Raw genomic sequence first — 23,164 nt, 5'->3', positions numbered from 1 at the left:
GCGTCTTATCAGGCCTACAGTTTCACAACGTACTGGAATCGCTGGGTTTGTAGGCCGGGTAAGCGCAAGCGCCACCCGGCATTCAGACATTTATTTGGCAATACGCTTGTACTTGATACGCTTCGGCTCCAGCGCCTCGGCGCCCAGCGTGCGTTTCTTGTACTCTTCGTATTCGGTAAAGTTGCCTTCGAAGAATTCCACCTTACCTTCATCCTGATAATCCAGGATGTGGGTGGCGATACGGTCAAGGAACCAACGGTCGTGCGAGATAACCATCGCGCAGCCAGGGAACTCCAGCAGGGCGTTTTCCAGCGCGCGCAGGGTTTCGATATCCAGGTCGTTCGTCGGTTCGTCGAGCAGCAGGACGTTGCCGCCCACCTGCAGCAGCTTCGCCAGATGCAAACGACCGCGCTCACCGCCGGACAGTTCGCCAACGCGTTTGCCCTGATCGACGCCTTTGAAGTTGAAGCGGCCTACATAGGCGCGGCTTGGCATTTCGGTATTGCCGATCTTCATGATATCCAGCCCGCCGGACACTTCTTCCCAGACGGTTTTGCTATTGTCCATCGCGTCGCGGAACTGATCGACCGAGGCCAGCTTGACGGTTTCACCCAGCGTAATGGTGCCGCTATCAGGCTGCTCCTGACCGGACATCATGCGGAACAGGGTCGATTTACCCGCGCCGTTTGGCCCGATGATCCCGACGATAGCGCCTTTCGGTACCGAGAAGCTCAGGTCGTCGATCAGTACGCGGTCGCCGTAGGATTTACGCAGGTTGCTGACTTCAATGACTTTGTCGCCCAGGCGCGGTCCTGGTGGAATAAACAGTTCGTTGGTTTCGTTACGTTTCTGATACTCAACGCTGTTCAGTTCTTCAAAGCGAGCCAGACGCGCCTTACCTTTCGACTGACGGCCTTTCGCGCCCTGACGCACCCACTCCAGCTCTTTCTCAATGGATTTACGGCGCGCCGCTTCGGCAGACGCTTCCTGCGCCAGACGCTGATCTTTCTGCTCCAGCCAGGAGGAGTAGTTGCCTTCCCACGGAATACCTTCGCCGCGGTCAAGTTCCAGAATCCAACCGGCGACGTTATCGAGGAAGTAACGGTCGTGGGTAATCGCCACGACGGTGCCTTCGAAGTCGTGCAGGAAACGTTCCAGCCACGCAACAGATTCGGCATCCAGGTGGTTGGTGGGTTCGTCGAGCAGCAGCATATCCGGCTTTTCCAGCAACAGACGGCACAGCGCCACGCGACGGCGCTCGCCGCCGGACAGTTTTTCGACTTTGGCATCCCAGTCCGGCAGACGCAGGGCGTCAGCAGCGCGCTCAAGCTGCACGTTCAGGTTATGACCGTCGTGCGCCTGGATAATCTCTTCAAGCCGGCCTTGCTCTGCCGCCAGCTTGTCGAAGTCGGCATCCGGATCGGCATACAGCGCGTACACTTCATCCAGACGTTTGAGGGCGTTAACCACTTCCGAAACGGCCTCTTCAATCGACTCGCGTACCGTATGTTCCGGGTTTAGCTGAGGTTCCTGCGGCAGGTAGCCAATCTTAATGCCGGGCTGCGGGCGCGCTTCGCCCTCGATATCTTTATCGAGACCCGCCATGATGCGCAGCAGGGTGGACTTACCGGCGCCGTTAAGGCCCAGCACGCCGATTTTGGCGCCAGGGAAGAAGCTCAGCGAGATGTTTTTCAGAATATGACGTTTCGGCGGAACCACTTTGCCGACACGATGCATGGTATAAACGAATTGAGCCACGTTGGACTTCGCCTCTATGTTTATCGTGATGGTGAATAGATGTCAAAGGCGAAGTGTAGCCTTTTTCCCTGCCTAAGCCCAGCCAGCAGATCGCACTCGCAATAAAAGTAAAAAAGTGTCCGTAACGTGGCGCAAATGGCTATGACTGGTTAGCATAAATTCATTACGCGGCATGATGCTGCATTGGATAACAATTGAGGAAGAGCTTGTGGATAGAGCCAAACCATTTGTCTGGCGTCTCGTCGCCGCCAGCGTATGCCTGCTGACCTTTTGTCACCTCGCGCGGGCCGACTCACTGGAAGAGCAGCGTAACCGCTATGCGCAGATTAAGCAGGCCTGGGACAACCGCCAGATGGATGTGGTAGAGCAGATGATGCCGGGTCTGAAAGATTATCCGCTCTACCCGTATCTGGAATACCGTAAGATCACCGACGATTTGATGAACCAACCGGCGATTGCTGTCACGCAGTTTGTGCGCGCCAATCCTACGCTTCCGCCTGCGCGTACGCTGCAATCACGCTTCGTCAATGAGCTGGCGCGTCGTGAAGACTGGCGCGGCTTGCTGGCGTTTAGCCCGGAGAAACCCGGCACCACGGAAGCGCAATGTAACTATTACTACGCGAAATGGAGTACCGGGCAAACGGAAGCGGCCTGGCAGGGCGCGAAAGACCTTTGGCTGACCGGCAAAAGTCAGCCGAATGCCTGCGATAAACTGTTCAGCGTCTGGCGGGCCTCCGGCAAGCAAGACCCGCTGGCGTATCTGGAACGTATTCGGCTGGCGATGAAAGCCGGGAATACGGGGTTGGTTACGGTGCTGGCCGGACAGATGCCGGCGGAATATCAAACGATCGCCTCAGCGATCATTACCCTCGCTAATGATCCTAATAACGTGTTGACCTTCGCACGCACCACCGGCGCCACCGATTTTACCCGCCAGATGGCGGAAGTCGCGTTTGCCAGCGTCGCCCGCCAGGACGCGGAAAATGCGCGTCTGATGATCCCCTCGCTGGTACAGGCGCAGAAACTTAATGAGGAACAAACGCAGGCGCTGCGCGATATCGTTGCCTGGCGACTGATGGGCAACGATGTGACCGATGCGCAGGCGAAATGGCGCGATGACGCGATTATGCGCTCGCAATCGACGTCGCTTATCGAGCGGCGCGTGCGTATGGCGCTGGGGATGGGCGATCGTCGCGGTCTCAATACCTGGCTTGCCCGACTGCCAATGGAGGCGAAAGAGAAAGACGAGTGGCGTTACTGGCAGGCGGATTTATTGCTGGAGCGCGGTCGTGACGCCGAAGCGAAAGAGATCCTTCATGCTTTAATGCAGAAGCGCGGTTTTTATCCGATGGTCGCGGCGCAGCGTTTAGGCGAAGAGTACACGCTTAAAATCGATAAAGCGCCCGCCAACGTAAACAGCGCGTTGACGCAGGGGCCGGAGATGGCGCGTGTACGGGAGCTGATGTACTGGAACCTGGATAACACGGCGCGCAGCGAATGGGCGAATCTGGTAAAAAGCCGTAGTAAATCTGAACAGGCGCAGCTGGCGCGCTATGCGTTTAACCAGCACTGGTGGGATCTGAGCGTACAGGCGACGATCGCCGGAAAACTGTGGGATCATCTGGAGGAGCGTTTCCCGCTGGCGTATAACGATCTTTTTACCCGCTATACCCGCGGAAAAGATATCTCACAAAGCTATGCCATGGCGATTGCCCGCCAGGAGAGCGCCTGGAACCCGAAAGTAAAATCGCCGGTAGGGGCCAGCGGCTTAATGCAGATTATGCCGGGAACGGCCACCCATACGGTGAAAATGTTTTCGATTCCGGACTACCGCGGCCCCGGCCAACTGCTGGAGCCGGAGACCAACATCAACATTGGCACCAGCTATTTGCAGTATGTCTATCAGCAGTTTGGTAATAACCGTATTTTCGCCTCGGCGGCGTATAACGCCGGGCCGGGGCGCGTGCGCACCTGGCTTGGCAATAGCGCCGGGCGTATCGATGCCGTAGCGTTTGTCGAAAGCATTCCCTTTTCGGAAACGCGCGGCTACGTGAAAAACGTTCTGGCCTATGACGCTTACTATCGCCACTTTATGGGGCAGAAAGAGGCCTTAATGAGCGACTCTGAGTGGCAGCAACGGTATTAATGCAGACGGGTTATGTTATCATTTGTACTCGTGTAACAGTACAAACGGCGGTATAACATGACCCAGCATTCCCCTTATTCATCGGCTATCGCCGAACAACGTAATCAGGAGTGGCTTCGTTTTGTGGAGTTACTCCGTCAGGCATATGCAGAGGATCTGCATCTGCCTTTATTACAACTGATGCTTACGCCGGACGAGCGTGAAGCGCTGGGAACGCGCGTGCGCATTATTGAGGAGTTGCTGCGTGGCGAAATGAGTCAGCGCGAGTTGAAAACCGAGCTGGGGGCGGGCATCGCCACCATCACGCGCGGGTCAAACAGTCTGAAATCCGCGCCGGTTGAACTGCGTCATTGGCTTGAGCAGATACTGCTGAAAAGCGCCTGATTTGCTTGTAGGCCGGATAAGGCGAAGCGGCCATCCGGCAACATCGCTGCGAAATGCCTGATGGCGCTGTGCTTATCAGGCCTACAACATAGCGTAAATAATTATCGATACACCGCGTTATGAAACGGGCTGAGCGCCAGGATCACCGCCTGGTAGTAAACGCTGGAGCGCGTTAATTTTCCGGCGGTAAATACGCCAATGGCGCCCTCTTTGCGACCAATCTCGTCAATACCTGTGTACTGCGACATCACTGGGCCAAGCGCTTCCCCCTGGCGGACTCTGTCGAGAATGACGGCGGGCAGCGGCAGCGTGGCCGATCGCGCTTCACCGCGCTGAACGCCGTTATCAATCACCACCCAACTGAAGGTGGCGTCATCGTCAATTCCGGCTTCAATGGCTACCCAGAAATCAGCTTGTGGATGCAGGCGTCGCGCATTACCCACGCGATTTCGTGCGCCAGCACGCGTTTCCTCGCTTCCAAAGGGCTGCTCCGGTACGCCGCTCTCGACGGCGACGGGCGTAATATGGCACGATCCTTCGCCGAAAATCTCTTCAAATGCCTGTAGAATTGCCTGAATTTTGGCAGGATTGGTGGTCGCAGAGATAACCTGGTGCATAATTAAGCTCAGTTTTAAAAATTTATCGCAGTATAACGGAAAAAAAACATGTTACAGGTATACCTTGTTCGCCACGGTGAAACGCAGTGGAACGCCGAGCGACGTATTCAGGGCCAATCGGACAGTCCCCTGACAGCAAAAGGCGAGCAGCAGGCCATGCAGGTAGGAGAACGTGCCCGCAGCCTCGGCATCACCCATATCATCAGCAGCGATTTAGGCCGCACAAAACGCACGGCAGAGATTATCGCCCAGGCGTGCGGATGTGATATCACCTTTGACTCCCGCCTGCGCGAGCTCGATATGGGCGTGCTGGAAAAGCGCCAGATCGATTCGCTGACGGAAGAAGAAGAGGGCTGGCGTCGTCAGTTAGTCAACGGCACGCAGGATGGCCGCATTCCCGGCGGGGAATCGATGCAGGAGTTGAGTGATCGCGTTCATGCCGCGCTGGCGTCCTGTCTGGAGCTACCGCAGGGCAGCCGACCTTTATTGGTCAGTCACGGTATCGCGTTGGGCTGTCTGGTCAGTACTATACTGGGACTACCCGCCTGGGCGGAACGCCGGTTACGTTTGCGAAACTGCTCTATTTCCCGCATCGATTACCAGGAAAGTCAGTGGCTGGCGTCTGGGTGGGTGGTAGAAACCGCAGGGGACGTTTCGCATCTGGACGCCCCTGCATTGGATGAGCTACAGCGTTAACGGCGAATCGGGATCAGAAATTCGCAGCGCAGGTTGATAGGGCGATCGCCGGTTTTGGTATCTTCTGACGGGTAGTATCGCTCTATATCCTGTCCTTTACGACGGGTCAGATTCAGCATTGGCATACAGGTGCCGTAAACGGTCAGGATAAAATCCTGCACGCCGGTTCCTAACCCTTCATAGGTGAACATGACGTATTCACCGCCCTGCAACAGCACAGGATGCGCCGACTGAACATAGCCATCGGCCTGCTCTTGCGGCAGTGCGGTGGTATAGAATACTTCCTGCTCATCGTCTTTCTCCATGCTGGGGCGCGTTTCATTAAGCCCATAAAGCACTGGCGGAATAGTTGGCGAATGACCGAGGAAATCATGCCAGAATTGCACGCGCATTTCGTGGCGGAAGTCGGAAATCTGTTCCAGCGAGCAGGAATAGCTCTGCGTGACGCCAAGGAGCGGCGTATCTTCCAGCGTAACGAACTGATGTTCCGGCACGGTAAACTCGCCCAGCCGTAATGGCGGGCGAATGCCAAAGGCGCTCCATTCCGAGGAGCGACGATACAGCGCTGGCGTCTGGGAAAACTGTTTCTTAAAGGCGCGCGTAAAGGTTTGCTGAGAATCGAAGCGGTACTGAAGAGCAATATCCAGAATTGGACGCGCGGTCAAACGCAGCGCCACTGCTGATTTCGATAAACGACGGGCGCGGATGTAAGCGCCAATGGCGTGGCCCGTCACGTCCTTAAACATTCTCTGCAGGTGCCACTTGGAATAGCCTGCTTTTGCCGCCACATTGTCAAGTGACAGCGGCTGATCCAGATGACCTTCCAGCCAGATTAACAGGTCGCGAATTATGCCAGCCTGATCCATAAAATATCCCCATCCTTTCAACAACGAGCACCCGATATCAGGTAAGAGGATAATAGCATTTTTTGTTCTTTTAGCATTCAGTGTTTTTTTTGAGCTTAAATGCTTTTTTTAGGCAACGTGACAGGTAATTATTCTAATCCTGTGATCTATAACCATTTTATTTTAGAATGTCTAATAATTACGCAACGTAACTTTTATGAATGGTAACAATATGAAATACAAGAGCTTAGTACTTTTCTCAATTTTGTTGCTGCTGGGGCAGAGCGCCCGCGCGGAACAAATTGGTTCAGTCGATACGGTATTTAAAATGTTCGGTCCTGACCATAAAATCGTGGTGGAAGCTTTTGACGATCCTGATGTCAAAAACGTGACGTGCTATGTTAGCCGGGCGAAAACGGGCGGCATAAAAGGCGGATTGGGGCTGGCGGAAGATACGTCTGACGCCGCCATCTCTTGCCAGCAGGTCGGGCCTATTGAACTGAGCGACAAAATTAAGAACGGCAAGGCGCAGGGAGAGGTGGTTTTCAAAAAACGCACCTCATTGATATTTAAGTCATTGCAGGTCGTGCGTTTCTATGATGAGAAACGCAACACGCTGGCGTATCTGGCCTATTCCGACAAAGTGGTCGACGGGTCGCCGAAGAACGCCATCAGCGCGGTGCCGGTCATGCCGTGGCGACAATAACAGGGAAAGAGTATGCAGCAACCGCAGGTCTGGTTAGTCGAGGATGAACAGGGAATCGCCGATACGCTCATCTACACCCTGCAACTGGAAGGGTTTACCGTTGAGCTATTCGCTCGCGGGCTGCCCGCGCTGGAAAAAGCGCGTCAGCAACGGCCGGATGCGGTGATTCTCGATGTGGGACTACCGGATATCAGCGGCTTTGAGCTGTGTCGGCAGTTGCTGGAACGCCATCCTGCGCTGCCGATTCTTTTCCTGACTGCCCGTAGCGATGAAGTGGATCGATTGCTTGGTCTGGAGATCGGTGCAGATGATTATGTCGCCAAGCCGTTCTCGCCGCGCGAAGTGAGCGCCCGCGTGCGCACGCTGCTGCGCCGGGTGAAAAAGTTTGCTGCGCCGTCGCCGGTGGTGCGTACCGGACATTTTGAACTCAATGAACCGGCGGCGCAGATCGCCTGGTTTGGTACGCCGCTCTCGCTGACGCGTTATGAGTTTCTGCTCCTTAAAACCCTGCTGCTGTCGCCGGAGCGCGTGTACTCGCGCCAGCAATTGATGGATATTGTCTGGTCTGATGCCCAGGAGACCTTCGATCGGACGGTCGATACACACATCAAAACCCTGCGCGCTAAACTACGCGCGATCAACCCGGATCTCTCGCCAATTAACACGCATCGTGGAATGGGATACAGCCTGAGGAGCGTCTGATGCGCATCGGAATGCGTTTGCTGCTGGGCTACTTTCTTATTGTCGCCGTCGCCGCCGTGTTTGTGCTGTCTATCTTCGTTCAGGAGATAAAGCCGGGCGTCCGCCGCGCGACGGAAGGGACGCTGATTGACACCGCGACGCTGCTGGCGGCGCTGGCCCGCGACGATCTCCTTTCCGGCAACCCGACTGACGGCCAGTTGGCGAAGGCATTCGCCCAACTGCAACATCGCCCGTTTCGCGCCAATATCAGCGGGATCGTCAAAGTGCGCAATGAATACCATGTCTACATGACGGATGCGCAGGGTAAGGTGTTGTTTGATTCGGAAAACAAAGCGGTGGGGCAGGATTATTCTCGCTGGAATGACGTCTGGTTTACGCTGCGCGGACAGTATGGCGCCCGCAGCACGGCAAAAGATGCTGCCGATCCCAATAGCACCGTGATGTACGTAGCCGCGCCGATAATCAGCGATGGACGGATTATCGGCGTCCTGTCTGTCGGTAAACCGAATGCGGCAATGGCGCCGGTGATTAAGCGCAGCGAACGGCGCATTCTGTGGGCCAGCGCCGTTTTACTGGGAATTGCGCTGGCAATTGGCGCGGGGATGGTCTGGTGGATTAACCGCTCCATCGCCCGGTTGACGCGCTATGCGGATTCTGTCACCGAAAACCGCCCGCTTGCGTTACCTGCATTAGGCAGCAGCGAGCTGCGTAAACTGGCGCAGGCGCTGGAGAGTATGCGCATTAAGCTGGAAGGCAAGAATGAGATTGAGCAGTACGTGTATGCGTTGACTCATGAGCTGAAAAGTCCGCTGGCGGCGATACGCGGCGCGGCGGAGATTCTGCGTGAAGGACCGCCCGCGGATGTGGTTACCCGCTTTACAGAGAATATACTGGCGCAAAATACGCGAATGCAGGCGCTGGTAGAAACCCTGCTGCGCCAGGCGCGGCTGGAAAACCGACAGGATATCCCTCTCGCGCCGGTTGCTGTTGATGAGCTATTTACGCAGCTTAGCGAGGCGCGCAGTATTCAGTTGGCGGCAAAAAAGATCACCCTTACTCTACGGCCTTCCTCGCTGGTTGTCGTCGCCGACGCGGAGCTTCTGGCGCAGGCGCTGGGCAATGTGTTGGACAATGCCATCGACTTTACGCCTGAAAATGGCGTTATCACATTAAGCGCTCAGCCGATGGGGGAGAAAGCGATCCTGCAGGTGACGGATTCCGGCTGTGGTATTCCTGATTTTGCGCTGCCGCGCATTTTCGACCGATTCTATTCGTTGCCCCGTGAAAACGGGCGTAAAAGCAGCGGGCTTGGGCTGGCGTTTGTCAGCGAGGCGGCGCGACTCCTCAACGGTGAGGTGACGTTGTGCAATCGTCCCGAAGGCGGCGTGCTGGCCTCGTTGACACTTCACCGTCACTTCACATAACTTCAAATTCTCCCCACATCGCGTTCTTACACTGCTGGCATTGCAAAGGAGAACGCTATGTTGAAATCCCCCCTGTTGTGGAAAATGATTACGTTAGGCGGCGCCATGATCCTGCTGTTAATTCCCCTGATGATGGTACGGCACACCATCGTGGAACGTGCTGATTATCGAAGCCATGTAGAAGCCGCTATTCGTCAGAGTACCAGCGGCCCACAAAAGGTTGTCGGCCCGCTGGTGGCGGTTCCGGTGACAGAGCTCTATACCGTGCTGGAAGAAGAGAAAGAGGTCCAGTATAAGCGCAGCTATCTCTATTTTTGGCTGCCGGAGTCGCTATTGGTCGAAGGCAATCAAAACGTTGAAGCGCGAAAAATAGGTATTTATCAGGGGCAGGTATGGCATACCGATATGGCGATAAAGGCGGAGTTTGATGTGGCCCGTCTGCATGAGCTGAACAGACCGAACATTACCCTTGGAAAGCCCTTTATCGTCGTGGGCGTCGGCGATGCGCGCGGTATCAGCGCAGTAAAAGCGCCGCAGGTGAATGGTGAAACGCTCACTGTAGAACCGGGGACCGGCTTACCGGAAAGTAGAGAGGGCATTCATATCCCGCTGCCGGACAGTCAGTGGGCGACGCGCAACCTGACGTTGGCGATGTCGCTAAATTTAAGCGGAACCGGCAGCTTTTCACTGGTTCCCGTCGGGCGTAGCAGTGAAATGACCCTGACCAGCAACTGGCCGCACCCAAATTTTGTGGGGGATTTTCTTCCCGGTAAACGCGCAATCAGCGGTTCGGGATTTCAGGCCCAGTGGCAAACCAGCCGGTTTGCCACGAATCTCGGCGAACAGTTTGCTGATGCGCAAAAGGTGGATTGGGACAACTTACCGGCGTTTAGCGTCGCTGTATCGACGCCAGCCGACCAGTATCAACTGACGGACAGAGCGACGAAATATGCCATTTTGTTGATTACGCTAACGTTTATGGCTTTCTTTGTCTTCGAAACCCTGACGGGGCAGCGGTTACACCCGATGCAGTATCTGCTGGTGGGGTTATCGCTGGTGATGTTCTACCTGCTGTTGCTGGCACTGTCGGAACATATCGGTTTCACGCCAGCCTGGATCGCCGCAAGCCTGGTGGGCGCGTTGATGAATAGCGTTTATTTGCAGGCGGTGCTGAAAGGATGGCGCAATAGCGTGCTGTTTACGTTAGCGTTATTGGCGCTGGATGGCGTAATGTGGGGATTGCTGCGTTCGGAAGATAGCTCGTTGCTTCTGGGTACCGGCGTTCTGCTACTGGCGCTTGGCGGCGTGATGTTCCTGACGCGCCATCTGGACTGGTATTCGCTCTCTTGTCAGCAACGTAAGTCATTACCGCCAGTAAAAGATGACGAATTACGTTTGTGGAAATAAATCTAACGGGCGCGCGCGTTAACGTTTTCCCGCGCAGCGCCAGAAAATGTGATGCCGTTAGTTATAGGTCAGGTTTAATGTTGCCGTGGCATTCGCTTGCCCGGCCGTTACCGTGGCGGCGGTTTTATAGTAGCGCGCGCTAATTTTCAGGGTGGTCGACATATTCATGGTTCCGCCGTTAACCGTCTGGCTGCCATCGGCATTGGTGGTAATAGCGTGAGTAAAGAGATCAATTTTTTGATTGATTGGCAAACTGTCGGTAAAGAAACCGGCGTCCGGCGCCTGAATACCCAACTGTACGCCAACGCCGGTTGCGCTGGTTGGCGCGCTTGCATTGCTCAACTGGATGACTGAATTATCAGGATTGTTTCCGCTGGCCGGTTGGGCGCTTAACGATGCGGAAATAGCGGTGCCTTGTTCGCAGGTCAATAAGATATCCTGCTCGCCTGTGCCCGCGGTTTGACTGTTAGCGAAACTGCCTAAATTGACGCTGCCTAAATCAACGGTGATGGCAGGTGTTTCTACCCGACATCCCATCGCTTTCATAATCAATTGCGTATTCCCCAAATACAGATGGGTCAGGATATCGCCGCCGGAGTCTTCCGTTGCGCTATCGCGAAAAGATACGCGCGCCAGTGGGCTTTGGAATGTCGCGGTACCGGAGGTGATCGGACCGCCTAAGGCGACCAGTTCAACATTGTAGGCGGGAGCCATCGCATGGTGTGTTTTATTGCCATCGCCATTATGGTAGGTATTATCGATTGGCATGACATTATCGTAAGGGCCAGCATTCGTTTGGGTTTTAATCGCAATGCCCACGCCGGAAATCCCGGTGCTAAATACCGGCGTGTTGTTCCCGTCATTCGCATTGATTGTCGCTGATGTATTTGACTGCGCGCTACCGGGTTCATATAAAAAACCGACCTTATAATCGCGACTACAGCCATCCATTGTGACTTCGGAGGTGGAAACCCAGCCCGATTGCCACAACACTTCGCCTGCGGTATAGGCGTGGCTATCCACCACAAGCTGCGACGGCGGGGTGATAGTGATCGCGCCTTCATTTCCGGAACGTTTACAGGAGGCGTAACTATGACCGGAACACGCGAACAGCAGAATAAGCGCCAGATATAACCTTCTCATGAAAAATTCCTGCTTTTATACCAGGTGAAATAGAAAGATGTTATTGCCATGCGATAGTGATCGTCACAACGGACGTGAAATCCCCTGCCGTGACTTTTCCATACGGGGTATACATCCTTGCGGCGACAGGCAAATTGGCTTCATGGGTATTACTGTTGATATCCACCGTGTAAGTGACGTTGTTGGCCAGATTGACCAGACTTTTGCCGTCCAGGTTAAAAAGCTGTAATCCTAAATCCTGCGCCGGATTGGCCGCGTTGTTTGCATAAATCGCAGAAGCATAATTCGGATCGGGATAAGGTACGCCATTAAATGAAATCGCGGCTTTTGTGGTCGTTGCCGGGCAATTCGTCATTTTTATGGTGAAAGGAATGGTGGCGGTATTGCCACCGGCCACGGCGATATCCGCCCGGGCATATTGTCCAAGAGAGAGCGTGTCGGGGACCGTCACGGTACACGGATCGGCATAAATTAATCCCGTAACGTTAATGTCTACGGCATCTGCGGTATTGTATGCCGCGCTGCTCGAGGGCGACCATAACGCCATACCCGTGAACGTTAACAGGGCGGCTAATGCAGCAAATCTGTTCATATTCATCTTTTATCCCACCAGAATCACTGGCATTGCTCGTGTAAGATTTCTACGCCAGAAGCGGAGGGGGAGCTCGGTATACGATAAGAGACCTGACACCGGTCTGCTGCTGTTGGTCCCCACTTCACTAATAACCGCCCTTGTTTTTCCAGTCCGGTTAACCAGGCCTGCCCCGCATCACCAACAAAACTGCTGTGATTGTCTGGTTTTGTTAAAGACGAGACGGTCGCGCCAAAAGGAACAGGTAGATTGTTTATGCGGGTTAATACCATCAATGCCTTGTAACCAATATTGGTTTTATATTCAGCCCTGACCACCGCGCCACGGGTAGGCACCAGCGTTTTACTGGTATCAATGAGCTCAATATTTTTTCTAATGCCTGTCGTATCTAAAGACACTTCATTACGATGGTAAGGCGAAGCATAAGGTACGACGGCATAACCCCGAAAATCGGTGTCCACGCCCGTTTCGTTATTCACGGGGACACCCGCTGCGCCAGGGGCTTTAACCAATATGATGGTGTCGTCCATTGGCTGGGATAGTGTCAGGCCATTTCGATGTAACAGTACGCCGCCCTGAACGCCATAATTCAGACGGCGCATATGATTATCGTAGCTATATCCGCCGTTAATATCCGCATACGTCCCGTTATAGGTTGCGCTCACATTACCGCTGGTGGCTTTCTCTTGAGAGGAATAACCTTCCTGAACGCTCCATGAGAGATTTTTCTGTGCCAGCGCTGTTCCGTTTAAACCGACAGTATGCGTGGTATCGCCGTCTTTCGCGGAGTTCATATTGTAGGTGGCATACGTTGACGGCATAAAGGCATCTAACGGAATACTAATATTGATTGAAATTTGCTGGCCATTACTGTCTTCCGTATCGTCGTCTTCATCCTGAGAATTATCGGCGTTCAGTGTATAAGAATAGTTAATGCCATAGCTTACGTTATGCCATGTGTTGTTATAGCCAATACCTAATGATGTGGTATGAGTGTCATTCCAGTAATCTTCATTATATAAAGTGAGTGAAATGGAACCGTAGATAATGTCTTGCGATAACGACAGGTCGGTGCGATTACGTACATGATCATAGTGACTATTATCGCTATAGGTATCCAGCACATCCTCAAGAGCGTAGTAATCTTTGGTCGAATAACGGTAGCCGGCGACAGTGAAATTGGTGCCTGTTGACTGAATATCTTTGCTGTAACGAATACGCCAGGACTGTCCGGTAAGCGTATCGCTAACCACATCGCCTGCTTTAATTTTTGACCATGAATTGGTGACGTCTAAAGACAATGCGCCCAGATCGCCAAGGTTTAAACCTGTCCCGATGAGCGCCGCATGATAAACATCATTGCTCAGCGTACTCTCTATTCCGCCATAGGCGGTTATGCCGCCTGCTAATCCGTATAAGGCCGTCAGTTCTGCGAAATTCTGTTGCGCGGAATGCGAATCTGATGAACGCGTGCGGCCTACCGTCAGGTCGTATTTCAGGTGGCCTTCACGCTGTAATACCGGAACGCTGGCGTAGGGCACAATGAAATGCTGTTCAGAACCATCGGATTCTTTGATGGTGACGTACAGGTCGCCCGAACCGCCGGTTGGATAAAGATCGTTGATGGCGAATGGACCCGCCGGAACGTTAGTTTTGTAGATGGTATAACCGTTTTGTTCAACGGTTACCTGCGCGCTGCTTTTGGCCACCCCGCGAATGACCGGGGCGAACCCTTTCATACTGTCCGGCAACATATCGTCATCAGAAGAGATCTGTACGCCCTTAAATGAAATACTGTCAAAGACGTCCGCGGGCGTGTTATTTTCCCCGGCGATCAGCTGTCCTTTTAAAAATTCGATATCGCGAGAAACATAGGTGTAGGCAGAGTCCCAGCTATTTTGCCCATCGCTATCATGATTCCAGGTTGAGTAGTTACGAAAACGCCATGCGCCAATGTTAATACCTGGGCGCAGGTTAGCGTATTCGCTATTTTCCGTCCGGTTTTCATCAATATCGTGATCCTGCGATCCGGTAAAACTGTAGTTCAGCAAAAAAGCATTAATGCCTTCATCCCATTCGCTGGTAGGGACGAATTCTCGCGGGTCGGCGATCAACGCGATTTGAGGGATCGCTAAATCCAGCCGGTTACCGATGACATTAAACTTTGCTACAGTGCCAGCCAGCAGACTAAGATCGGTACACCCGTTTGGGTCATTTTGAAGCTCGGGGAAGTTTTCTGTTTTTACGCCCCACTGCTTGAGTTGTGCAACGCTAAGACACGGCTGTAGGGAGAGCTTATTATCTGCTGATTTTTTATTTTTAAAGGCAATATTTTTTGTTTCAACACTGGCGTTATTAATATAAATATCAACATTATAGGTGCCTTCTGCCTGCCCCCCCTTTTCGAAAACCGATAGATCGACATTCTCCACGCCCGGTTCATCATTTTCCAACGATAATGGATTAAAATGATCATGCGCTAACGCTGGTTTTATGGAACAGCATATAAAGAGAAACGATAACGCTAATTGAGAACGGGGCTCTACTCTGGAGAATTGCACAGTAAAAGTCCTGAAAGGGTAAAAGTAAAGTGAAGTCGTTAATGGCTAGAATGAACCGGAATGCGGCTCTAAACTCATCCCATAATCGCTGATTAATCGCCACGTTACCGTGCCATGAGGGGCGGCAGTAGAACCCAATTTAAATGACGCTGATGATTTTGGCGGAACGAAGGTCGCTGATTTCACTTCATGGCTGTTAAGCGTCACACTGGCAAAGTTCATATAATAGGGAGTGGGGTTATTTACGGTAATAACATCACCTGCCGTCTGCCATTTTAATTGCTGGCTCTGGCTATCAGGCGTCGATTTTGTTAATGCTGGCGGCCGATATATAAGCTTTATTTGGGTATTAATGGAGATTTCCACGCGGTTCGCGGAGGCATTATCATCAATAGAAGGAATACCCTTAATATTGAGCCAGTACATAGACTCCCGATCTGCAGGTAGAGGGGCGCCAGAGCGAATAACCCGAATGCTGTTCTTTTGCCCGGCATCAAGGCGAAAAAGAGGCGGGGTGATAATAAACGCCTGCTTATTTGTGACCTGGGGATCGGCAACCGATAACCATGACTGAACAAGATTCGCTTTGCTGTCTTTATTCTCTACATTGATTGACGACTCATCATTATTGCCGTCGAAAACCAGTCGGGTTCCGCCAACAACAATGCTGGCATGGGCAACATGGCTTGTCAGTAATACGGCCAACACGGATTTCTTTATGTGTTTCATTTTTTACTCTGTAAAGATGTTTTACGCTATGGACTGGCATCCTGCCTGTCCACATCAGGATGAGAATGCCTTACTGATACGAAACGGTATACGTAACCTGAGTGCTAACATCTCCACCGGTTACGGTTGCGGAACCATCGTTTGCCATGGCGGCGTAATAGGTAAAGTCTGCTGTCGAGCCGTCGGTTGGCAGGTTTACTGCGGCATCATCCGTGTTATCTGTCACATCGCTATGTGAAGCGTTCTGAATAGAAATACCGACACCCGCGGCGCCCGTTTCCGATCCTTCGTCCGCGTTTTTGAAGTACGTTGGGTTGGAATCATCTGTTGCGCCGTGGAAGCGGAACATGGCCTGGGTTGGTACGCCAGTTCCTGCTTCCGGGCAGCTAACCAGGCTTACGGTAAACGGCACGTAATCGGTTGTGGCGCCTTTTTCCGCGATGCGTTCTTTGCTGTAATTACCTAAATCAATGGTGGTATCCGTGGAGCCATTAACCTGAACCGTACACGCCTGATCGTAAATTTTGCCATTGAACGTAATCGTGTTCTGGGCAAATACCGGTGTGGATGCTACGGCAGTTAACATTGCCAGGATGATAATTTTCTTATTAAACATATTAATTGTTGCCTGATTCTATTCGCTGAAAAATAAAGATAGCTATATAAAATAAAATATTATATTTTACTCTGTATGCGCTTCTTTCTGTTCTGTAGATAAGCAGGCGGCTATTCTACGTATATCAACTATGAACTCAATAAAAATTCTGATGCAATATTGAACGGCAGTCCAGTTTCGGACTCGGTAACAAAGTTTAATAAAATACCACTAAAGAAGTATGGTTGATGACTGGGTTTATAGAGCAAGATCTCTTTTTTGATAATAGTTATTATTTCCTGGAGGGTTTATTTAACTCTATATTGCTTTATTTTTAAGAATATACGACGCTTGTCCGTTTAAAATGAAACCGGCAGGTTTCGAAGCTCTAACAGTCTTCCATGCAGTATTTTTATATAGTCCCCCGCTTTTAGTTCTGAAAGTACCTGCATGATACGGCTGCGTGAAAGCCCGGTTCTCTGCTGTATGAAGTTCTGTGCGTTGATCTCAAATCGTGAGCTTTCAGGATACGACCACAGTTCAAGTAACAGCGCTTTTATCTGGCTATAGGCGTCCTGCCCGATAAGGTTTCTGTCACGGTTAGTCATGAAAGCAATGCGGTACATCAGGATGTTCGAAATGTCACGCCAGAGATGCTTTTCATCAGCTATTTCCACAAAATCTTTTACTGGGACAGGATAATATTCACAGGTGGTTTCGGCGATAAAAAAGACGTCTGAATTCTCTTCTAACTGGTATAAGTCAGCATAGGCATCTACAAGGCCTAAAATCATTGGTGAGACACCGCAGCCCATTACAATGCTGTCGATACGCCGACATACTTTAATAGCGCCTTTAGTGATTAACAGGATGTGGGATTGATTATCAATCTTGATATCCAGTGTTTTACCGGCCGTAATAGTGACAGGGGATATGTTTTGAATAACGTGCCGATGAATATTTAAAATGGCTTGCAGGTTTTTTTCTTTCCCTGTGGGACGATACACATTCCCGCCGTTTAACTGCTTCATATCTTCCCCATTATTATGGCTGATAAAGTGGTTGACTATTAAAAGGTAAACATAAATTTAATATTCACTTAAAATTATAATTAAGTAAATAAAAATAGCCAACAAGAATATTTAAGTCAATGTATTCACCTTATCAATGCATGAGCGACAACGCTGTTTTTAAGGTTAACCATAGTAAATGTGATGATTTTATTTGCAATCATTTTATGGCAGCTATCATAGGTACCGTGCTTAACGAGCGCGTAGAGCGTACAGGATAGCGAAGCGATGAACATCGCTGTTGGAGGATACGAATGAGAGAAAAGTACAAAATGCAGGCGGGCGGCGTTTTACTGAGCGAAATCGCCGCCTGCCGGAACTCCTCCCGGCGGGAGCCATAAGCGGTTAGCGGTACTGGACGATCAGACTTTGAATCTCCGGATGATCTTTTAACGACACGTGCCGTACCGTGGCGATTCCATTCATCAACGAAATAGCGTTTCCAGACGGTGTGGCGACTGTCTGCAAATGGGGGATATTATTCCGCGAACATGATACCTCGATATTGCGATCGTGAGGCGCAAGATTACAACCATATTCGACAATCTGGCCTTTGAAATGAATAACGCCTGCGGAGACCGGCGCGGTAGCAGCCAGCGCGGCTGATGAAGCTGACATCGCTGCGCAAAACAGGTAGCAGCATAATGGTGATTTTTTCATCCTGTGAAACCTCACGTCCTGTGAGCATCCCCTTATTTTTTGGGGACCAACAAATCCCGTGTATTACTCTTTAATGTTAATACACAAACTACCTTAACTTTCGCAAGCTGAGATAAACAGCGCTATACGACAATTTTTATGTAAAAGAGTACGTCATAACGGCAGGTCAGGAGGGAAAGCGGGGCCGCTTAGCGGAAGGGGAGCATAAGAAACAGCCAGTAAGAATAACTTACCGGCTGTTTTTACGGTTTGGTGCTTGGGCCGAATTAATCCTGCAGGTCGCCGCAGAAGCGATAACCTTCGCCGTGAATGGTGGCGATGATTTCCGGCGTATCCGGCGTGGATTCGAAATGCTTACGGATACGACGAATGGTAACGTCAACAGTACGGTCATGCGGCTTCAGCTCGCGCCCGGTCATTTTTTTCAACAGCTCTGCGCGCGACTGAATTTTGCCAGGGTTTTCGCAGAAGTGAAGCATCGCGCGGAACTCGCTACGCGGTAGTTTATACTGCTCGCCGTCCGGGCCGATCAGTGAACGACTGTTGATATCCAGTTCCCAACCGTTGAACTTGTAGCTTTCAACGCTACGACGCTCTTCGCTGACGGTACCCAGGTTCATGGTACGGGACAGCAGGTTGCGGGCACGGATGGTCAATTCGCGTGGGTTAAACGGTTTGGTGATGTAATCATCCGCGCCGATTTCGAGGCCGAGAATTTTGTCGACTTCGTTATCGCGGCCCGTCAGGAACATCAGCGCAACGTTAGCCTGTTCACGCAGTTCACGCGCTAACAGGAGACCGTTTTTCCCTGGCAGATTGATATCCATGATCACCAGGTTGATGTCATATTCAGAGAGGATCTGATGCATTTCCGCGCCATCTGTCGCTTCGAATACATCATAGCCTTCCGCTTCGAAAATACTTTTCAACGTGTTGCGTGTTACCAACTCGTCTTCAACGATAAGAATGTGCGGGGTCTGCATGTTTGCTACCTAAATTGCCAACTAAATCGAAACAGGAAGTACAAAAGTCCCTGACCTGCCTGATGCATGTCGCAAATTAACATGATCGGCGTAACATGACTAAAGTACGTAATTGCGTTCTTGATGCACTTTCCATCAACGTCAACAACATCATTAGCTTGGTCGTGGGTACTTTCCCTCTGGACCCGACAGTGTCAAAAACGGCTGTCATCCTAACCATTTTAACAGCAACATAACAGGCTAAGACGTACCGGACACCTAATAAAACTACGCTTCGTTGACATATATCAAGTTCAATTGTAGCACGTTAACAGTTTGATGAAATCATCGTAGCTAAATGCTAGCTTTCATCACAAATTTGCAATATTCCAACTAGTTACGTAAGCCAACTAATAAATGCGATGAATCCAAAGAGCAGGATCTATTTTAAATTAAATTATCCTAAATAAACAGCAGGATAACGATGTTCTGTTAACATAAACAGCAATAGTACAGATACGCAATAGTGTAGCGTCTTTTACGAAATCAAAAATGCTTTTTCAGTGATATCCGTTAAAATTTTGTAAATTTGCGAAGCGTAATATGCTTACAAACGCCAGCTAATTTCCTGTAAATTAGTCAAAAAGAGTAATGAAATGCGTGTAACAATCGTTCTTGTCGCTCCCGCCAGAGCGGAAAATATCGGCGCAGCCGCCCGGGCTATGAAGACCATGGGATTTACTGACCTGCGTATTGTCGACAGCCAGGCGCACCTGGAGCCCGCCACCCGTTGGGTCGCACATGGATCTGGAGATATTATTGATAATATTGAGGTTTTCCACACCCTTGCCGACGCGCTCCACGATGTGGATTTTACCGTCGCGACGACAGCCCGCAGCCGGGCAAAATTTCATTACTACGCTTCGCCCGCTGAACTGGTTCCCTTATTACAGGAAAAATCACGCTGGATGCGTCATGCCGCGCTGGTTTTTGGCCGTGAGGATTCCGGTTTGACCAATGACGAGCTGGCGCTGGCGGATGTATTGACCGGCGTGCCGATGGCGGCGGATTACCCTTCGCTCAATCTGGGTCAGGCAGTCATGGTGTATTGCTATCAATTAGCAGGTTTAATGCAACAGACCACAGAATCCGTTGATATTGCTGATGAATCGCAGTTACAGGCGTTACGCGCGCGCCTTTTACGCCTGCTAACGACTCTGGAGGCAGCCGATGACCACAAATTAACCGACTGGCTACAACAGCGAATCGGCCTGCTGGGACAGCGAGATACGGTAATGTTGCACCGTTTGGTCCATGATATTGAAAAAAAACTAACAAAATAACGTGCTGTAATTTTTAAAATAATAAGAGATTACGTCTGGTTGCAAGAGACCGTGACAGGGGGAATTGGTTGAAAATAAATATATCGCCAGCAGCACATGAACAAGTTTCGGAATGTGATCAATTTAAAAATTTATTGACTTAGGCGGGCAGATACTTTAACCAATATAGGAATACAAGACAGACAAATAAAAATGACAGAGTACACAACATCCATGAACCGCATCAGCACCACCACCATTACCACCATCACCATTACCACAGGTAACGGTGCGGGCTGACGCGTACAGGAAACACAGAAAAAAGCCCGCACCTGAACAGTGCGGGCTTTTTTTTCGACCAGAGATCACGAGGTAACAACCATGCGAGTGTTGAAGTTCGGCGGTACATCAGTGGCAAATGCAGAACGTTTTCTGCGTGTTGCCGATATTCTGGAAAGCAATGCCAGGCAAGGGCAGGTAGCGACCGTACTTTCCGCCCCCGCGAAAATTACCAACCATCTGGTGGCGATGATTGAAAAAACTATCGGCGGCCAGGATGCTTTGCCGAATATCAGCGATGCCGAACGTATTTTTTCTGACCTGCTCGCAGGACTTGCCAGCGCGCAGCCGGGATTCCCGCTTGCACGGTTGAAAATGGTTGTCGAACAAGAATTCGCTCAGATCAAACATGTTTTGCATGGTATCAGCCTGCTGGGTCAGTGCCCGGATAGCATCAACGCCGCGCTGATTTGCCGTGGCGAAAAAATGTCGATCGCGATTATGGCGGGACTCCTGGAGGCGCGTGGACATCGCGTCACGGTGATCGATCCGGTAGAAAAATTGCTGGCGGTGGGCCATTACCTTGAATCTACCGTCGATATCGCGGAATCGACTCGCCGTATCGCCGCCAGCCAGATCCCGGCCGATCACATGATCCTGATGGCGGGCTTTACCGCCGGTAATGAAAAGGGTGAACTGGTGGTGCTGGGCCGTAATGGTTCCGACTATTCCGCCGCCGTGCTGGCCGCCTGTTTACGCGCTGACTGCTGTGAAATCTGGACTGACGTCGATGGCGTGTATACCTGTGACCCACGTCAGGTGCCGGACGCCAGGCTGCTGAAATCGATGTCCTACCAGGAAGCGATGGAACTCTCTTACTTCGGCGCCAAAGTCCTTCACCCTCGCACCATTACGCCTATCGCCCAGTTCCAGATCCCCTGTCTGATTAAAAATACCGGCAATCCGCAGGCGCCAGGAACGCTGATCGGCGCATCCAGCGACGATGATAATCTGCCGGTTAAAGGGATCTCTAACCTTAACAACATGGCGATGTTTAGCGTCTCCGGCCCGGGAATGAAAGGGATGATTGGGATGGCGGCGCGTGTTTTCGCCGCCATGTCTCGCGCCGGGATCTCGGTGGTGCTCATTACCCAGTCCTCCTCTGAGTACAGCATCAGCTTCTGTGTGCCGCAGAGTGACTGCGCGCGTGCCCGACGTGCGATGCAGGATGAGTTCTATCTGGAGCTGAAAGAGGGGCTGCTGGAGCCGCTGGCGGTTACTGAGCGGTTGGCGATTATCTCTGTTGTCGGCGACGGTATGCGCACGCTACGCGGCATTTCAGCGAAATTCTTCGCCGCGCTGGCGCGGGCTAATATCAATATCGTGGCGATCGCTCAGGGATCTTCTGAGCGTTCCATTTCTGTGGTGGTGAATAACGACGATGCCACCACCGGCGTGCGGGTAACGCACCAGATGCTGTTCAATACCGATCAGGTGATTGAAGTGTTTGTCATTGGCGTCGGCGGCGTCGGCGGCGCGCTACTGGAACAGCTTAAACGTCAGCAAACCTGGCTGAAGAACAAGCACATCGATCTACGCGTGTGCGGCGTGGCAAACTCAAAGGCGTTGCTAACCAATGTGCATGGCCTGAATCTGGACAACTGGCAGGCGGAACTGGCGCAAGCGAACGCGCCGTTCAATCTGGGACGCTTAATTCGCCTGGTGAAAGAATATCATCTACTCAATCCGGTGATTGTTGATTGTACCTCCAGTCAGGCGGTGGCCGACCAGTATGCCGACTTCCTGCGTGAAGGATTCCATGTGGTGACGCCAAACAAGAAAGCGAACACCTCGTCGATGGACTACTACCATCAGCTACGTTTCGCCGCCGCGCAATCACGGCGCAAATTCTTGTATGACACCAACGTCGGTGCCGGTTTGCCGGTGATCGAAAACCTGCAAAACCTGCTGAATGCGGGTGATGAACTGCAAAAATTTTCCGGCATTCTTTCCGGGTCGCTCTCTTTTATTTTCGGTAAACTGGAAGAGGGGATGAGTCTCTCACAGGCGACCGCGCTGGCGCGCGAGATGGGCTATACCGAACCCGATCCGCGCGACGATCTTTCCGGTATGGATGTGGCGCGGAAACTGTTGATCCTTGCCCGCGAGACGGGTCGCGAGCTGGAGCTTTCCGATATCGTGATTGAACCGGTGTTGCCGGACGAGTTTGACGCCTCCGGCGATGTGACCGCCTTTATGGCGCATCTGCCGCAGCTTGACGACGCGTTTGCCGCCCGTGTGGCAAAAGCTCGTGATGAAGGTAAGGTATTGCGCTATGTGGGCAATATCGAAGAGGATGGCGTGTGCCGCGTGAAGATTGCCGAAGTTGATGGTAACGATCCGCTCTTCAAAGTGAAAAACGGTGAAAACGCGCTGGCGTTCTACAGCCACTATTATCAGCCCTTGCCGTTGGTGCTGCGCGGCTACGGCGCAGGCAATGATGTGACGGCGGCGGGCGTGTTTGCCGATCTGTTACGGACCCTCTCATGGAAGTTAGGAGTTTAAC

The 23,164-nt window shown here is 51.8% G+C and carries 22 protein-coding genes and 1 other annotated feature; of the genes, 11 read left to right on the top strand and 11 right to left on the bottom strand.

The window, feature by feature from the left end; translation table 11 throughout:
• Nucleotides 1–90: 90 nt before the first annotated feature.
• Nucleotides 91–1,758 (bottom strand): energy-dependent translational throttle protein EttA, encoded by a 1,668-nt coding sequence (ettA, locus tag ACLD4F_RS13235; protein ID WP_000046770.1) that lies wholly within the window; start codon nt 1,756–1,758, stop codon nt 91–93.
• 208 nt (nt 1,759–1,966) lie between these two features.
• On the opposite strand from ettA, the gene sltY reads away from it, so the two are divergent.
• Both sltY and trpR read left to right on the top strand, forming a co-directional pair.
• Nucleotides 1,967–3,904, top strand: coding sequence for a murein transglycosylase (gene sltY, locus ACLD4F_RS13230; RefSeq protein WP_000373271.1), 1,938 nt, complete (start codon nt 1,967–1,969; stop codon nt 3,902–3,904).
• A gap of 57 nt (nt 3,905–3,961) precedes the next feature.
• Complete coding sequence (trpR, locus tag ACLD4F_RS13225) at nt 3,962–4,288, top strand: trp operon repressor (RefSeq protein ID WP_000192005.1); 327 nt, start codon at nt 3,962–3,964, stop codon at nt 4,286–4,288.
• Between the two features lie 101 nt (nt 4,289–4,389).
• Here trpR and yjjX read toward each other — a convergent pair whose 3' ends face one another.
• Nucleotides 4,390–4,905 (bottom strand): inosine/xanthosine triphosphatase, encoded by a 516-nt coding sequence (yjjX, locus tag ACLD4F_RS13220; RefSeq protein ID WP_000554315.1) that lies wholly within the window; start codon nt 4,903–4,905, stop codon nt 4,390–4,392.
• Nucleotides 4,906–4,953: 48 nt separating this feature from the next.
• On the opposite strand from yjjX, the gene gpmB reads away from it, so the two are divergent.
• The gene (gene gpmB / locus ACLD4F_RS13215) at nt 4,954–5,601 is read left to right on the top strand and encodes a 2,3-diphosphoglycerate-dependent phosphoglycerate mutase GpmB (RefSeq protein ID WP_000942363.1); all 648 of its coding nucleotides are present in this window, start codon (nt 4,954–4,956) and stop codon (nt 5,599–5,601) included.
• Here the strand turns inward: gpmB and robA are convergent.
• Nucleotides 5,598–6,467, bottom strand: a complete 870-nt coding sequence (gene robA / locus ACLD4F_RS13210) for an MDR efflux pump AcrAB transcriptional activator RobA (protein ID WP_000371685.1) — start codon at nt 6,465–6,467, stop codon at nt 5,598–5,600. The two genes, gpmB and robA, sit on opposite strands and share 4 nt — an antisense overlap.
• A gap of 211 nt (nt 6,468–6,678) precedes the next feature.
• Here robA and creA point away from each other — a divergent pair, with 211 nt between their 5' ends.
• Genes creA through creD form a run of 4 tightly spaced genes read left to right on the top strand, consistent with a single transcriptional unit; the run spans nt 6,679 to nt 10,685 of the window.
• Nucleotides 6,679–7,152 carry a protein CreA gene (gene creA / locus ACLD4F_RS13205; protein WP_000875811.1) on the top strand — a complete coding sequence of 158 codons (474 nt, stop codon included), beginning with the start codon at nt 6,679–6,681 and terminating at the stop codon, nt 7,150–7,152.
• A gap of 12 nt (nt 7,153–7,164) precedes the next feature.
• Nucleotides 7,165–7,854 carry a two-component system response regulator CreB gene (gene creB, locus ACLD4F_RS13200; protein WP_001187046.1) on the top strand — a complete coding sequence of 230 codons (690 nt, stop codon included), beginning with the start codon at nt 7,165–7,167 and terminating at the stop codon, nt 7,852–7,854.
• On the top strand, nt 7,854–9,278 hold the full coding sequence (gene creC / locus ACLD4F_RS13195; RefSeq protein ID WP_411010878.1) for a two-component system sensor histidine kinase CreC: 1,425 nt from the start codon (nt 7,854–7,856) through the stop codon (nt 9,276–9,278). Before creB ends, creC begins: the two co-directional genes overlap by 1 nt.
• A 57-nt stretch (nt 9,279–9,335) precedes the next feature.
• Nucleotides 9,336–10,685: a cell envelope integrity protein CreD gene (gene creD / locus ACLD4F_RS13190; protein WP_000920382.1), complete on the top strand. Its 1,350-nt coding sequence runs from the start codon at nt 9,336–9,338 to the stop codon at nt 10,683–10,685.
• Between the two features lie 57 nt (nt 10,686–10,742).
• On the opposite strand, the gene sthE is transcribed toward creD, so the two are convergent.
• From sthE to arcA, 8 genes are all read right to left on the bottom strand, one after another.
• Nucleotides 10,743–11,828, bottom strand: a complete 1,086-nt coding sequence (sthE, locus tag ACLD4F_RS13185) for a fimbrial major subunit SthE (RefSeq protein WP_411010877.1) — start codon at nt 11,826–11,828, stop codon at nt 10,743–10,745.
• A gap of 40 nt (nt 11,829–11,868) precedes the next feature.
• Nucleotides 11,869–12,426 carry a fimbrial protein gene (locus tag ACLD4F_RS13180; protein ID WP_079944424.1) on the bottom strand — a complete coding sequence of 186 codons (558 nt, stop codon included), beginning with the start codon at nt 12,424–12,426 and terminating at the stop codon, nt 11,869–11,871.
• Nucleotides 12,427–12,443: 17 nt separating this feature from the next.
• On the bottom strand, nt 12,444–14,981 hold the full coding sequence (locus tag ACLD4F_RS13175; protein WP_411010876.1) for a fimbrial outer membrane usher protein: 2,538 nt from the start codon (nt 14,979–14,981) through the stop codon (nt 12,444–12,446).
• Between the two features lie 45 nt (nt 14,982–15,026).
• Nucleotides 15,027–15,710: a fimbrial biogenesis chaperone SthA gene (gene sthA, locus ACLD4F_RS13170; protein ID WP_000680512.1), complete on the bottom strand. Its 684-nt coding sequence runs from the start codon at nt 15,708–15,710 to the stop codon at nt 15,027–15,029.
• A gap of 70 nt (nt 15,711–15,780) precedes the next feature.
• Nucleotides 15,781–16,326: a fimbrial protein gene (locus ACLD4F_RS13165; RefSeq protein ID WP_000482239.1), complete on the bottom strand. Its 546-nt coding sequence runs from the start codon at nt 16,324–16,326 to the stop codon at nt 15,781–15,783.
• 338 nt (nt 16,327–16,664) lie between these two features.
• A complete protein-coding gene (locus ACLD4F_RS13160; RefSeq protein ID WP_000811635.1) occupies nt 16,665–17,336 on the bottom strand; it encodes a winged helix-turn-helix transcriptional regulator in 672 nt (223 codons plus the stop codon).
• Between the two features lie 384 nt (nt 17,337–17,720).
• On the bottom strand, nt 17,721–18,035 hold the full coding sequence (locus ACLD4F_RS13155; RefSeq protein WP_000749516.1) for a hypothetical protein: 315 nt from the start codon (nt 18,033–18,035) through the stop codon (nt 17,721–17,723).
• Between the two features lie 266 nt (nt 18,036–18,301).
• A complete protein-coding gene (gene arcA / locus ACLD4F_RS13150) occupies nt 18,302–19,018 on the bottom strand; it encodes a two-component system response regulator ArcA (RefSeq protein ID WP_001194359.1) in 717 nt (238 codons plus the stop codon).
• A gap of 95 nt (nt 19,019–19,113) precedes the next feature.
• Here arcA and yjjY point away from each other — a divergent pair, with 95 nt between their 5' ends.
• From yjjY to thrA, 4 genes are all read left to right on the top strand, one after another.
• The gene (gene yjjY, locus ACLD4F_RS13145) at nt 19,114–19,254 is read left to right on the top strand and encodes a protein YjjY (protein ID WP_001541509.1); all 141 of its coding nucleotides are present in this window, start codon (nt 19,114–19,116) and stop codon (nt 19,252–19,254) included.
• Nucleotides 19,255–19,653: 399 nt separating this feature from the next.
• The gene (locus tag ACLD4F_RS13140) at nt 19,654–20,340 is read left to right on the top strand and encodes a tRNA/rRNA methyltransferase (protein ID WP_001266769.1); all 687 of its coding nucleotides are present in this window, start codon (nt 19,654–19,656) and stop codon (nt 20,338–20,340) included.
• A gap of 213 nt (nt 20,341–20,553) precedes the next feature.
• Entirely contained in the window at nt 20,554–20,619 is a 66-nt protein-coding gene (gene thrL, locus ACLD4F_RS13135; protein WP_001575544.1) for a thr operon leader peptide, read from the top strand.
• Nucleotides 20,555–20,675, top strand: a sequence feature (Thr leader region). It overlaps the preceding gene by 65 nt.
• Before the next feature lie 25 nt (nt 20,676–20,700).
• Entirely contained in the window at nt 20,701–23,163 is a 2,463-nt protein-coding gene (thrA, locus tag ACLD4F_RS13130; protein ID WP_001264677.1) for a bifunctional aspartate kinase/homoserine dehydrogenase I, read from the top strand.
• Nucleotide 23,164 lies beyond the last annotated feature (1 nt).

The organism is Salmonella sp. 741265050_HSA (assembly GCF_046569445.1).
Lineage (GTDB): Bacteria > Pseudomonadota > Gammaproteobacteria > Enterobacterales > Enterobacteriaceae > Salmonella > Salmonella enterica.
The sequence above is the reverse complement of the archived record's forward strand: the minus strand, read 5'-3'. Positions and strand labels throughout refer to the sequence as shown.

Excerpts from the sequence above, each read along its gene's own strand:
- creA (WP_000875811.1), top strand. The coding sequence starts at position 6,679 with ATGAAATACAAGAGCTTAGTACTTTTCTCAATTTTGTTGCTGCTGGGG.
- arcA (WP_001194359.1), bottom strand. The coding sequence starts at position 19,018 with ATGCAGACCCCGCACATTCTTATCGTTGAAGACGAGTTGGTAACACGC.
- yjjX (WP_000554315.1), bottom strand. The coding sequence starts at position 4,905 with ATGCACCAGGTTATCTCTGCGACCACCAATCCTGCCAAAATTCAGGCA.
- creB (WP_001187046.1), top strand. The coding sequence starts at position 7,165 with ATGCAGCAACCGCAGGTCTGGTTAGTCGAGGATGAACAGGGAATCGCC.
- ACLD4F_RS13180 (WP_079944424.1), bottom strand. The coding sequence starts at position 12,426 with ATGAATATGAACAGATTTGCTGCATTAGCCGCCCTGTTAACGTTCACG.
- ACLD4F_RS13155 (WP_000749516.1), bottom strand. The coding sequence starts at position 18,035 with ATGAAAAAATCACCATTATGCTGCTACCTGTTTTGCGCAGCGATGTCA.
- trpR (WP_000192005.1), top strand. The coding sequence starts at position 3,962 with ATGACCCAGCATTCCCCTTATTCATCGGCTATCGCCGAACAACGTAAT.
- ACLD4F_RS13160 (WP_000811635.1), bottom strand. The coding sequence starts at position 17,336 with ATGAAGCAGTTAAACGGCGGGAATGTGTATCGTCCCACAGGGAAAGAA.
- ACLD4F_RS13165 (WP_000482239.1), bottom strand. The coding sequence starts at position 16,326 with ATGTTTAATAAGAAAATTATCATCCTGGCAATGTTAACTGCCGTAGCA.
- robA (WP_000371685.1), bottom strand. The coding sequence starts at position 6,467 with ATGGATCAGGCTGGCATAATTCGCGACCTGTTAATCTGGCTGGAAGGT.
- gpmB (WP_000942363.1), top strand. The coding sequence starts at position 4,954 with ATGTTACAGGTATACCTTGTTCGCCACGGTGAAACGCAGTGGAACGCC.
- creC (WP_411010878.1), top strand. The coding sequence starts at position 7,854 with ATGCGCATCGGAATGCGTTTGCTGCTGGGCTACTTTCTTATTGTCGCC.
- yjjY (WP_001541509.1), top strand. The coding sequence starts at position 19,114 with ATGACTAAAGTACGTAATTGCGTTCTTGATGCACTTTCCATCAACGTC.
- ACLD4F_RS13140 (WP_001266769.1), top strand. The coding sequence starts at position 19,654 with ATGCGTGTAACAATCGTTCTTGTCGCTCCCGCCAGAGCGGAAAATATC.
- thrA (WP_001264677.1), top strand. The coding sequence starts at position 20,701 with ATGCGAGTGTTGAAGTTCGGCGGTACATCAGTGGCAAATGCAGAACGT.
- sthE (WP_411010877.1), bottom strand. The coding sequence starts at position 11,828 with ATGAGAAGGTTATATCTGGCGCTTATTCTGCTGTTCGCGTGTTCCGGT.
- sthA (WP_000680512.1), bottom strand. The coding sequence starts at position 15,710 with ATGAAACACATAAAGAAATCCGTGTTGGCCGTATTACTGACAAGCCAT.
- creD (WP_000920382.1), top strand. The coding sequence starts at position 9,336 with ATGTTGAAATCCCCCCTGTTGTGGAAAATGATTACGTTAGGCGGCGCC.